We start from the raw sequence: 12538 nt of genomic DNA on the forward strand, positions 1-12538 counted from the left end.
CAGGCGCCTAGTCTGTGCCAATCGCCTCCGTGACAAGAGGCCCCGGACAAGCATAAAAACAATGAAAACCGTACCGCCTGTTCACCGCATCGCCCTGTTGTTCAACGGCAGCAAGATCTACGACCGCGGCATCATCAGCGGCATCGGCAACTACCTGAGCAGCACCCGCGCCTCCTGGGACTTGTTCCTGGAAGAGGATTTTCTCTGTCGCTTGAAAGGCATCGAGCGCTGGCAGGGTGACGGGATCATTGCCGACTTCGACGATCCGCTGATTGGCGAGGCGCTGGCCGATATCCAGATGCCAGTGGTAGCGGTAGGGGGCTCGTACGAGGACAAGCGGGCATATCCGAAAGCGATTCCCTACGTCGCCACCGATAACAACGCGCTGATGACGCTGGCCTATACGCACTTGATCGAGGCGGGACTGCAGCGCTTTGCCTGCTTCAGCCTGCCGGAAGCGCAAGCCAATCGTTGGGCACAGGAGCGGGAAAAAGCCTTTCGCAAACTAATGAAACGCGACGGCCTGCACGGCGAAATCTATCGCGGCATGGGCACCAGCGCGCCGCTCTGGGACAGCGCCGTCGAACAACTGATCGCCTGGCTGCAAAGCCTGCCCAAACCCATCGGCATCATCGCCGTCAGCGACGCCCGCGCGCGCCAGTTACTGCAAGCCTGCCTGACCGCCGGCATTGCCGTGCCGGAGCAGGTGGCACTGATTGGCATCGACAACGACCCGCTGACCCGCAGCCTGACTCGAGTGCCGCTGAGCTCGGTTATTCAGGGCACGGAAACCATGGGCCGTACCGCCGCGCAATTACTCCACCAGATGCTGCACGGCATGCCGTCGACCGGCACGCAGATTCTGATTCCTCCTGATGCGGTCAACGTGCAGGTGTCGAGTTTGCACCAGCCATTGGGCAATCCTTACGTCATGCAAGCGCTGCTGTTCATCCGCCAATACGCTTGCCAAGGCATTAAAACGGCGCAGGTGGCAGCTTATGTCGGTGTGTCGCGTTCATCACTTGAAGCGCATTTTCGTGCTGAGCGTGGTTGTAGCGTGCATGACGAGATTCTGCGTTTCAAACTGGCAGCGGCGACCAAGGGCCTGACAATTACCGACTCGGTGATTGCTGACGTTGCGCGCAGTTGTGGCTTTAAATCTGCGCAGTATCTGCACACGGTGTTTCGCCGGGAGTTTGGTTGTACGCCGCGGGAGTATCAGCAAGGGGCAGGGATGCGCTGATGGAATGGCGGAAATGAGGTTAGAGTGGGCATCAATGTCTTGATTGTTGCGTGAACAATGAATCGTCCGCTGTTCGTTTCTCTGGATGGGCCCAAAGGTACCGGCAAAACCACACTGTTGGAGGCCGTTACGCAAGTACTGAGGGCGGGCAACCAGAAAGTCATCCGGCTTTGCAAGAGAAAAAGCGATCCGTTCAGGGGGGAAACCATGGCCTTGGTCAACACTCTGGCGAGAAATCCTTGCCGGGATCTGGATTGGGCTGTGTGTCAGCGCCTTGCGGATAGCCGTCGCTGGATCTCCCAGAACGTTCTGACGAAACAGCCGCTGGACAGCATCATCTTGATCGAGCGCTGGTATCCATCGGATGCCGCGTTTCGCCAAACCATCCCGTTTGCCGAGATTCTTCAATTGAATATCGAGCGAGACGTGCAGGTGCCAGATCTGCATGTCGGCGTCGTCACAGATCCGGATATTTCATGGGCCAGAGCTGCCAACCGATCACGAGGACTGGGCGGCACTGTGATCCAGAAGCACGCAGAGCATGTGGCGTGTACGGAAATGTTCGAGCAAGCGGTCAAGGATCACGGTTGGATGTTGTGCCGTAATGAAGGAACGGTTGAGGAGGCGACGATGCTGGTGGCTTCTCGGATCCATGAGGTGCTTGGGTTGAACGTCGAAGTGGATGCCAGTCTTGGCGCTCAGGGTATCGCGTAGACCTTGAAGTTCAGTGGACACGGCCCTGCCAGGAAGGCCGTTTGGTTAGATTTTCTGGGGTTGGGCAGGGCGTTTGCTCAGGCTCTCTGAATAGCCTGATGAAGGTTTTATAGAAACAGGATGAGCAAAACCGCGACAGCCACAAAGCCATCGCGGTTGTTCTGCGTTTTAGCGGTTAGCGTTGGCCAAGCCAGCCTCGATGAAGCGAACGGAACTTTCCATAGCCTGCTGACCTTCTGGCAGCATGGTGGCGTAGAAGTGCCAGGCGTGGAACATCGCAGGCCATACTTCCAGGTTCACGCGAACTCGGTTATCAGCCAGGTGAGTTGCAAGGCGCATTGCATCACTCAACATCAGCTCGTTCTCGCCGATCTGCACCAAGATTGGTGGAAGACCGGTGACGTCCGCGAACACAGGTGAGGCCAGAGGATGATTAGCCAATGTGTCGCCTAGGAATGCTCTGGCGAGGATGTCCAAGACAGGCTTGGAGTTCAGAGGATCCAGACCTTCGCGGTTGCTCATGGAAGCACCGGTGTGTTCAAGGTTCGCCCATGGTGAGATGGAGGAGCCAACCGCAGGCAATGGAAGCCCCTTCGATTTAGCCGCGACCATGACGCTGACAACCATTGCGCCGCCAGCCGACTCGCCAGAGATCGCAATTTTGTTAGCCGGGATTTTCTGCTCAAGCAACCATTCGTAAGCGCGCAATGTGTCGTCAATAGATGCTGGGAACTTGTGCTCAGGGGCAAGGCGATAGTCCGGCATGTACACACGAGCACCGAGCATCTTCGCGTAGTTGCCGCCGATACCGTGGTAGCCGTCTGGACGTCCTACAATGTAGGCGCCGCCGTGGATGTACATCACGACCGCGTCGGTTTTGATCTCGTCCGGAGTAACCAGTGTGCCGGGTACGCCACCCATGTCGACTGCTTCGAATTTAACGCCAGCTGGCGCTGGATTTTGCGCGAGCATTTTTGCGTAAGAGTCGCGGATGTCGCTCATTTTTGTGGTGGTATCGATTCCCTTAAGAACGGGTACCAGATCGCTAAGGCTATTGGCCCAGGTTTGGACGGCTGCTTGGACTTTAGTGTTCATAATGACCTCAATTGATCGTTGGGAGTGGATTAGCTAATTGAGATACTATGCTTAGTATTGGGGAATAGGGTTCCCCATAACAGGTGCTAAGCCGCCCGAACGTTGAGACCACCGAGGCCGTATGGAACTCCATAACCTGAATGACATTGCCGCGTTTGTGAGCTCGGTAAACGCTGGAAGCTTCACTGCGGCGGCAAAACAGCTTGGCCTTACGCGCTCTGCAGTGGGGAAGTCGATAGTCAGGCTTGAGGCTCGTTTACAGGTACGTTTACTGAATCGCACTACGCGAAGTTTAAGCATGACGGATGACGGCCAGGTTCTGTATGAGCGCTGTGTGGGCGTTCTTCAGGATCTGGACGACGTGGAGGATGCCCTTGCGTTTCGTCGTTCGACACCCAGTGGGCGACTGCGGATGAGTCTGCCGGTTGCGCTGGGCAGACTTCATGTCCTTCAGCACATTGAGTGCTGTCTTAAAGATTGGCCCTCCCTGAGCGTGGATATCACCTTTTCTGACAGGCTGGTCGATCTGATCGATGAGGGATTTGATTTGGCCATGCGCATCGGGCCACCGAAGGAAGATTCTCGGTTGTTAACGCGCACTGTGGCCTACCAACAAATGATTACCTGCGCTTCCCCCAAATATTTGGCTGAGCATGCCGAGCCTAAAACGCCGGAGGATTTATCCGAGCACCAGTGCCTGCATTTCGTGAGCGGTGGGAGATTGCTTCCTTGGAATTTTCGCGTGAATGGTAGCTCTGTGTCCGTTACTCATGGTGGAAGGCTACAGATGGACAGTGCTGAGTCATTACACCAGTCAGCTGTAGCTGGCCTGGGCATCGCGACTCTTCCTTCCTACGTGGTGAACGACGATTTGAGGAGCGGCAAGCTTGTTCAATTGCTCGCTGGGTATGCAGAGGCCGCAGAGCCTATTCGGGTGATCTACCCTAGCAAGCGGCACCTCTCTCCAAAAATTCGACTCTTCATCGATAAGCTCGTGGAGGCTTGGTCACCATGCCCACCATGGGAGCATCACCTAGGGGAAGGCGCTCATTCAGGTTGATCAGTGAGCGAGGTGCGTAATTGCAATTTACAAGTCGACTTCGTGCTAAGCGACTCACGCGCCGATTTGATGACTGATCGCATCGATATAGCGTTTCCGGCAACACCTACCGCTAGCTGTATCTGCTTTCATTGGTCTGGTTATGGAGAAATTAGAGGGGCAAGAATTCCCTGCGACGACTCTTTCCTGATCCATGCATTGTCGAAATATCGACGATTCGGTCGCGCTGCAAACCTTCAACAGAGGCAACGATGATGAATTCAACTTGGGCAGATCAAGTGGCACTTGTGAGTGGCGCGGGCAGTGAGCTTGGAATCGGTATGGCCATTGCCCGTCGCCTTGGCGCTCAAGGAGCCAAGTTGATCGTCACGGCAAGCAGCGCCCGCATCAATGAGCGGGTTGCGGAGTTACGTGGCGCCGGCTTCGAAGCAGTGGGTCGACCGGTCGACTTGACTCAGGAAACTCAGGTGAGTGAATTCGTCGCTTGGGCTGAGGCCGTCTGGGGCCGCATCGATATTCTTGTAAATAATGCCGGTATGGCGATGCAAGGGAGTCCAGAACAGTTCTCCGAATTCACGAGTACGAGCCTCGAAAGCTGGAATCTTTCCATCGCTAGAAATCTGACAACTGCGTTTCTGTTAACCCAAGGGGTGTTGCCCGGGATGCGAGCGAGAGGCTATGGCCGCATAGTGAACATCAGCTCAACTACCGGCACACGGGCGAGTAATCCAGGGGAGGCTGCTTACAGTGCTGCAAAGGCGGGAATGGTTGGAATGAACATGAGTCTAGCCCTTGAGGTTGCTCATCAAGGTATCACTGTGAATTCAGTTGCCCCTGGTTGGATCGCTACAGGGTCGAGCACGCCTGATGAAGTCAAAGCCGCACGTTCTACGCCTCTCGGGAGAGCGGGGCGACCAGACGAAGTGGCCGCAGCCGTTGTATTCCTGGCTTCACCTGAAGCGAGTTACATCACAGGGGAATTGCTCGTGGTGGATGGAGGCAATTGCCTTGTTGAGAACAAAGCGGGTTAAGACATTTTAATTCCTGAGAGGGACCTCTACGAGCTTGAGGGATTGCGCTTGCGTCACTCGCTTTCAGGGATATCGCCCGATCAGGTCGTGCGTCGACGCTCATTTTGCGTCTCCTGCATAGAAGTGCTGATAAAGGGCGTTGATTTTTTGATGTCAATCAGCGTTGCCTTAGCTGCGGTGCGCCGACTCACTGGTCCAGCAAAAAACGCTCAATTTCCTCAACGGTACTGCGCGCCGTTCGGGTCACGCCGATCAGTGTCGCGGAAGCGGCGCCTGTCCAGTCGCCATAACCCACCAACCACAAACGCGGTTCCTGAATCGAATGCGTACCTTTGACGGCCACGCGCCCGTCGGCGGAGCACACGCCCAGTGATTCCAGATAGCCGAGGGCAGGGCGGAAGCCGGTGCACCAGATCACCGCGTCGACCGGCGTTTGTGAGCCATCAGCCCAAGTCACGCCGGTCTCGGTGAAGCGCAGGAACGGCCGAACCGCGTGCAACACGCCGCGCTCCCGTGCCTCAACGACTGGCGGCACCATCACGATATCGCCCAGGCCGCCAACCGGCTGTTCAATGACGATACCGGCCAGTTGCGCTTTCCAGCGCTCGGTGGCGCGTTCGAAGAGCACGCGTCCATCAACGTCATCGGCAAGAAACTCTGGCGGCTGCGGAGTGACCCAGGTGGCATCGGCCACTTGCGAGACTTCAGCGAGGATCTGTGCACCGGAATTGCCACCACCTACCACCAGGACTTTTTTTCCGGCAAACGGTTTGGCGTTAACGTAGTGGGCCGAATGCAATTTCTGGCCGGTAAAGGTTTCGCTGCCGGGGTAATGCGGCAGGTAAGGATGGCGCCAGGTGCCGGTCGCGCTGACCACGGTGCGGGCCAGCCAACTGCGACCTTGGGCTTTTACGTTGAGGTGATTGCCCCGACGTTCAATAGCGTTGACCCAGTAGGGCCGTTCGACAGGAAATTGGTAGCGTTGCTCATACTGACGCAGGTAATCGACTACGTTGTCGCGACTGGGGTAACCGTCAGTGACCGGAGGCATCATCCAACCGGCGATGGAGCTCCAGGTCGACGGTGAAAACAGTCGCAGGGAATCCCAGCCATGTCGCCACGCGCCACCCGGTGCTGCTTCGGCATCAATAATCACAAAGGAACGCCCGGTACGGCGCAGGAAGTAAGCCACGGCGAGTGCGGACTGGCCACCGCCAATAATCGCGACATCCACTTCGGCAGGCATGAGGAATCCTTGGGTCAGCGAGGTTCAGGTTAAGTTAATCCATTTGAAGCGGACGTTTGTTGATGTTGCTCAATCGGCGGCGTTGTAATGGATGTGATTTAACATAATATACATTACACGTAACAAGATGTTTCGAGATTAGCCTCGTTGCCCACGGGATTTCATTCTCCTGCACAGCGCCAAAAAGGCTTTCTCTTGAATTTGATAAACCTTTGAATCTGCATCGCTCAATCCTCACCCCGCGTCAGCTTTTCAATTAGCGCTCGATGCTGTGGATAAGCAGCGATTAGTTTCTTGCGATTCCCCATCTCCATGTCCGCAAAATCAAATCCTGGAGAAACGGCTTCGCTGATCAATCCGAATCCGTACTCGCCGTCGAGTAACCGTGAAGCTTTCCAGACTCCACCCGGTACGTGTAATTGCAAAAGGTGTCCTGAAAGAATGTCGCTGCCCATTACCAGTGTGTGCAGCGAACCGTTCGCGTGAATCAAGCTGTATTCGATGGCGTCACCCAGATGGAAATAATGCAGGATGTCCGATCGATTGAAATGAAACTGGCCCACAGGTGATTGCTGATCCAGCAGGTAGTAAATCGAGGTCATCAGATACCGTGGACCGCTGAGGGTTTCGAGCAGCTCGCGGTGATCGGCCTGATAGGTTCTACGGAAATAACCACCTTCAAAATGAGGCTCCAGACCCAGTGTTCCAATCACGTCCTGCGTGCTGGCTTTAAGCTAAATCATGGTGCCTTCTCCGTCGAACAGGCAGCTAATTTCGTGTTAACTCAACTAAACGGTCATTTAGTGTAGTTATATCTTTTTTGCTCGAGCAGCACCTGCGCCCTGCTTTATCCGAGTCAATTTCTACGGTAACTGGTCGCGATTAAAGTGTTCGCTCAAGCCGAAGTGCCAGCCGTCACACACGGTTTCCATTAGTTCAAGATTATCCCTGAGCAACGGTTCTGCGATTCCATGTTGTGCACCGTAGAGTAAGCCGTGCAGTTCTCGCTCTTGTTCTGCGTTTCTACATAGTTGAATAAAATCAAGGGATGTCTTTCGTGCATTCAGCTTCGGCATATGCTTTAGCAGTTCCTTGGGAGGACGCGTCGAAAGCGACAGCAAGTACCCCGCCGGACCTGCCAGATCGGCAAAGCCTGCGAGAGCGAAACTTCGAATATCCTGTCTCGCCTCATTCGCGTACCCACTGCCATGTTCAATGGCAGTCACAGCCCTCTCAAGAACATTAAGTGCTGCGTTGTTCGACTCACGATCAGCATCCTTGCCAAGAAGCAGCCCTCCCAGCAGACTGCCCCTGAGCTTGATCCTGTGCCCTTCGAGTGCGCGACTGCGCTGCAGAATTTCCAGTTCAGCATTTGAGAACAACGGCCCCATCGAACTGCGGTCGTCCTGATATCTCGAAAGCAACTCGACGGTCCGCCTTAACGACTTGGTGCTGAATGCCAACGCAACGCGCAAACCTGGCAACCATCGATGCCTGAGTACTCCCTTGCGCGGCATCGTCACGGCAAGTTGAGCATCTATTTGATGATACAAATCGCGAGACATTACGTAGGAAGGCAGCAACATATAAACAAGTGTCAACCAGTCCAGCCCTTCAGGATTAACAGAGGCAAGGAATCTGGCATATCCAGTATTCCAGCGGCTATCCATCCAGGAAACCGAATAAAAGAAGTTGCCCAGGAATACCACGGCTCGCAGATCTTCAAGATCCTGAGGCGGAACAAAGTCGCGCTCCCTGACCTCTGCCCAGCGCCCGGTCTTGATCAGTATGCTTTGCTCAGCCGCATTGCATTTGCGCTCGGAGGAAGCTTCGAACGTGCGGCTCAGCATGACTACCCGAGGATCGACGCGTCGGTCGCCCATGGCCTTCAGTGCTTTTCCGGATTGGTTGAAGTGGCTCCAGGCCAGACTCTTGGAAAGCGTCTGGAACTCTGTCCAAGGCAATAATTGGCTGGCCTGTCGTACGCTTAACTCCTGAGCAACCATGGAGTTGCTGGTGAAATCCTCCAGTCGTGTCAGCAGGAGCTGGCGCAGACGCCCGCTGTCATCCGCGTCGAGTATCCGGGCAGCCTCACGATCATCCGCGAGCAGATGGTAATAAGTCGCCTCCAATGGTTCAGCGGGCTTTTTATCAAGATGGTGAGCGCTCATCAGCGCGCAGATTTTGTTGAACAACGCGCCGTTATGCCGTCGCATCAACGGCAGTGTGCGGGCGCGCAGGTCCGGTCGATGACGCAGCACGCCACCCTCCTCCGTAACGATCCACACTTCCCGCCGCAGGCGCTCGAATGCGATGTCCGCCTGTTCCGCGCTCAGGCCACATTCGGGAGCGAGTACGTCCCGGGCCAATTCCCGCGAGATGCTCCGCGCGACCAGCCCCGGCCACGCCAACTGACGCGCATAGGGATCGCCGATATGTTCGAGGATGCGCTTCTGATAAAGACGTCCGACGAAATCCACGCTCTGCGGGTCGCAGTCCTCCCCCATGCTAGCGATTTCGTCAACCAGGTCGTCACGCTTGCCTGGCTCGGCATTGCGCACTGCTTCGACGGCGATACGCAGGGAGAGTGGCTCACGGGCAGCGCTACTGTGAGCGCCGCCAATCATCCTGCCGGACCAGTCCGGCTGCCAGTGCTGCGGCAACAATTGTTCGCCCAGGCGCTGGACCATTCGCTGGGCATCGGCTTGGTTGAACGCTTCCAGCTCCATTTCGCTGAGGTTCCAGTTGCGCTCCTGATGATCCCAGAGCTCCGGCACTTCTGCGCGACCGGAAGCCACTACGATCAGTTCGGGAAAATCGTCGTCGGTCAATCCGCGGAGGAACTGCTGGAGGCCGTCGATTGCCCGTGGATCGCTTTGTACCAGTTCAAGCGTGTCCAGGATCAGCAAGAAGGCCTTGGTCTTGCGCTCAGCGATGAAGGTGCGCAGCCATGCACGGAATCCCAGGAAATACGCGGCATTGTCTCCGAGTCCGATCCCCTCGCTTTTAGTGACCACCTGTTCCTGGCCGGATATGCGGACTTCCTTGTGCAGTTCCTGGATAAAGTTCTCGAGATACTCGCTATAAGGGAAAAACAACGAAATCTGCCGGATTACTTCAGCCAGCAGCAGCAACGGGTTTTGCGGTTGCAACACGGCGCTGTCGAAATCCAGATAAGCGAAAGGCATGGTTCGGCCCACGGCATGGTCGTAGGCGAACTTGCTGATCAATGTGGATTTGCCCAGTCCGCCACGTGCGCTGATCATCATCAGCCGGGGCTTGTTCGAGAACATTCGGCCTGTCCGCGAAACCAGGCGCCCGAATGATTCCATTGCGCCTTGTGAATCGAGCTCATCGACGAACGACCGCAATTCACGAAGTTCCTTCCCTCGTCCGGCAAATCGGTCTTTTTCCAGAGTGATGCCTGGCCGGCGCAGCGGTGCGCCGATCATCAGGCGCATTGGCTCCAACAGTTCGAGCCACTGCATCTGCCGTCGGATCTCTGTCAGAGACGGTTGGCTTTGCAACAAAGCCTCGCATTCGCACAGCGCCAGGCGTGAACGATAGGCTGCGCTGATCTGCGCTTGCGAATAACGCTCAAGATCTACCGGCTCGCTGCGTAGCAGACGACGCAGCCAGGCTGACTCCGGGTCGATCGCGTTCGTTGCAGGCTGTGCCAGCACCAGCCGATCCTGCTTTTCGGTCATTTGCAGCGCTGGCTCCAGGTCGCCACGCTGTTGTGCATGGAGCAGCACCTTGCCGCGAAACCCGTCGTTTAGCCGCAAGCAGGACAGACCATTGCTGATCTGCACGCTGGCCTCGTTCAGCACCACCTCGATCTGCTCGGGCGTGCCGTCGATGTCGTCGAGGCTGAAGGTGATGCACAGGGCTGCCTGCAACGTGACAGGGTTTGAGACATCAGGCAGCGCCTGCTCGACCTCGGCCTGGACCGCGAGGCTATCGAGCAGTTGCTCTTCGCCTAGCTCGCGCAGGCGTCGAACGAAGTGCTCATCGGATCTGAGCAGGTCCAGCAGGCCCTGGTTCGACTTCTCGGATTTCATGTATTCGTCCAGATCGGCATTTTCTTGGTGAGCGTGACGCTGACCACGTTTTGTAGCAGCGCAAGGCGCTTGGCCGGACTGTCGGTCGCCCCTGCGGATAGCCTCATCATGTCCTTGATGGTGTCGATCACCGACTCGATAACTACAGCCTGAGCATAAGGCGCCGCCGACATGATGTCGTGCTTCAGCTTCTCTATGCCGTCCAGATAAGTCTGCTCGCCGATACTTTCCACGCACATCAGCGCGGGGTCGAGGAAAGCCGGGCAGTTGCCCAGAAACACCCAGCGCAGACGGCGAAGCACTTCGAAGGTGCCGTTATCGCTGTTTCCCATCTGCGCGATAGCAGCGACGAAGTCCTGGATCTCCTGGCTCAAGGTCAGGATGTGTAGGTCATCGAAAACCAGCCATGCGCGGGTCCAGCGCTCCACGGTCCAGAAATCCGGCTCGGTCTGGTTGGCTAGCGCCTGTATATCAGGGTCTGTTGCCCGCCCCATCACCCGATTGTCCTCAACCATCCGCTGGGCCCGTGCGCGGCGGTCTTCAGTGTATGCCCGCGTCGCTTCCAATTGTGCACAGAACCACTGTGGTACCAACTGCGAAGCCCAACGTCTTAGCTTGTCGTTGTCGTCTTCGGTACGGGCCGGCATCGGAGTACCTTCGCCGGGGGGTATCATGAACTCGTCTGTCAGTGTCGCTACGAAGTCTTCAAGGGTCGCAGGCATTATGTTGCGGTCCTTGTCGAAAAGCATCGTCAAGTGTTGGTGATCACTCTTGACGCAATGCTCCAGCACCTCCCAACTGAACGATTTCCCGCCCTGCCCCGCCTCCGGCACCATTGCGAAGTAACGCTCACGGGGATTGGCATCGGCGTGCTTGGAGTCTTCGATCCATTTCAACAGCACACTCCGGCCGATCACCGGTCGGCAGTGCATACGGTCCTTGTCGAGATTCCACAGGCGTGCTGGCGCCGGTAGCTCGATATGCTTGATATGAGGTGCGATAAAGGCCTGAATGCTGTCGAAGCGGATCGCCTGGTTGGACTTGGCGACTGGATGGCCGGCAGGCTGAAACTTGGCGTTATGCATCCCGACCAGCTCGAACTGCTGGTTGAAGCAGGGTGCCCCAGAGGAGCCAGGAGCAGTAGAGGCGCTGTAGAAAATCCGTGTATTGGACGGGCACACCCGCTCGAAACGCCCGAAATCCAGGCACTGTGGCGCCCCTCCCGGGTGCTGGGTGATGACCAGCCGTTCATCCCGGGCCAGCTTGCCGGGCAGATGAATATCCGGCAAACGGACCCACGATCGTATCCGTCCGCCCGAGGGGCTTACGGGCTGCAAGCCAACCTCGTCATTCAGGCGAACCAGCACGAAGTCCAATTGCTTGCGCATCGCTTCCTGCTGCTGCGGGTCCGGCAGGTCGATCTTGCCATCCTGCTCGAACGATTGTGCGCCGGTGACCCGCCAGTCCTGCGCCAGCCGCACGCAACGCACTGGTGCCGGCACCGGCCCGTTCAGGCTAAGGGGAGCGCTGGCATGGTGGTCGAAGAATACCTTGAAGCTCTCCGGCACGCGCGCAGGCTCTCGATCCAGCGGCTCGAATACATGCATGGCCGTCAGCAGCAGATCCGGCCCGACCAGGAAACCCGTACCCTGCGTATCGTGCTGCTTGCCTCCTAATTCGTAGCTGCCGACTATGCAACAGACCTTCGGCTCGAACTCCGCCAGATTGCTGTGTAAGTTCCGGGACAGGAAGAAATTGTCGCGCTTGGCGAGCATCGCCTCGCGCCGATCCCCGTCGGGCATCCCGGGCTCCAGCAGGCGGCGCAACTCGTCGCTGGCGGGGATGCCGTGGCTGAGTTCGTAGAGCCCTTCGCATAGCAGTGTCAGCGACCGCTGCAAGCTGTACTGTTCGAGGACCCGCTCGACCACAGCCAACGCACGCGTCTCTATGGGGCCCGCGTAGGTCTTGACCAAGTGGTCAAACTGCGCCACCACAGGATGCTGTTCGACGAGCCCGCGCAGGGATCCCAACGGAACCACCTCAGCGATGCAACGCCCTAGCGCTGCAAGCTGTTCTGACGTCATTGCA

Annotated in this window: 9 protein-coding genes; 4 read left to right on the forward strand and 5 right to left on the reverse strand. The window is 56.9% G+C overall.

What is annotated here, in order from left to right; genetic code table 11:
• Positions 1 to 61: 61 nt before the first annotated feature.
• Entirely contained in the window at positions 62 to 1243 is a 1182-nt protein-coding gene (locus HU718_RS15485; RefSeq protein ID WP_186615103.1) for a XylR family transcriptional regulator, read from the forward strand.
• A gap of 57 nt (positions 1244 to 1300) precedes the next feature.
• Entirely contained in the window at positions 1301 to 1957 is a 657-nt protein-coding gene (locus HU718_RS15490; protein WP_186615101.1) for a dTMP kinase, read from the forward strand.
• A gap of 168 nt (positions 1958 to 2125) precedes the next feature.
• Here the strand turns inward: HU718_RS15490 and HU718_RS15495 are convergent, their stop codons facing one another.
• On the reverse strand, positions 2126 to 3052 hold the full coding sequence (locus tag HU718_RS15495) for an alpha/beta hydrolase (RefSeq protein ID WP_186615099.1): 927 nt from the start codon (positions 3050 to 3052) through the stop codon (positions 2126 to 2128).
• Between the two features lie 121 nt (positions 3053 to 3173).
• Between HU718_RS15495 and HU718_RS15500 the strand changes: the two genes are divergently transcribed.
• Entirely contained in the window at positions 3174 to 4112 is a 939-nt protein-coding gene (locus HU718_RS15500; protein ID WP_095048962.1) for a LysR family transcriptional regulator, read from the forward strand.
• A 254-nt stretch (positions 4113 to 4366) separates the two neighbouring features.
• Positions 4367 to 5143, forward strand: coding sequence for an SDR family NAD(P)-dependent oxidoreductase (locus HU718_RS15505; RefSeq protein WP_186615257.1), 777 nt, complete (start codon positions 4367 to 4369; stop codon positions 5141 to 5143).
• A gap of 187 nt (positions 5144 to 5330) precedes the next feature.
• On the opposite strand, the gene HU718_RS15510 is transcribed toward HU718_RS15505, so the two are convergent.
• The 4 genes from HU718_RS15510 to HU718_RS15525 all read right to left on the reverse strand — a co-directional run bounded on the left by HU718_RS15510 (position 5331) and on the right by HU718_RS15525 (position 12534).
• Positions 5331 to 6389, reverse strand: coding sequence for an ArsO family NAD(P)H-dependent flavin-containing monooxygenase (locus tag HU718_RS15510; RefSeq protein WP_186615097.1), 1059 nt, complete (start codon positions 6387 to 6389; stop codon positions 5331 to 5333).
• A gap of 227 nt (positions 6390 to 6616) precedes the next feature.
• Complete coding sequence (locus HU718_RS15515; protein ID WP_186615095.1) at positions 6617 to 7102, reverse strand: cupin domain-containing protein; 486 nt, start codon at positions 7100 to 7102, stop codon at positions 6617 to 6619.
• A 150-nt stretch (positions 7103 to 7252) separates the two neighbouring features.
• Complete coding sequence (locus tag HU718_RS15520) at positions 7253 to 10450, reverse strand: hypothetical protein (protein WP_186615093.1); 3198 nt, start codon at positions 10448 to 10450, stop codon at positions 7253 to 7255.
• Positions 10447 to 12534, reverse strand: coding sequence for a trypsin-like serine peptidase (locus HU718_RS15525; protein ID WP_186615091.1), 2088 nt, complete (start codon positions 12532 to 12534; stop codon positions 10447 to 10449). Before HU718_RS15525 ends, HU718_RS15520 begins: the two co-directional genes overlap by 4 nt.
• Between the last annotated feature and the right edge of the window lie 4 nt (positions 12535 to 12538).

Origin of the sequence: Pseudomonas tensinigenes (assembly GCF_014268445.2) — a bacterium.
GTDB lineage: Bacteria > Pseudomonadota > Gammaproteobacteria > Pseudomonadales > Pseudomonadaceae > Aquipseudomonas > Aquipseudomonas tensinigenes.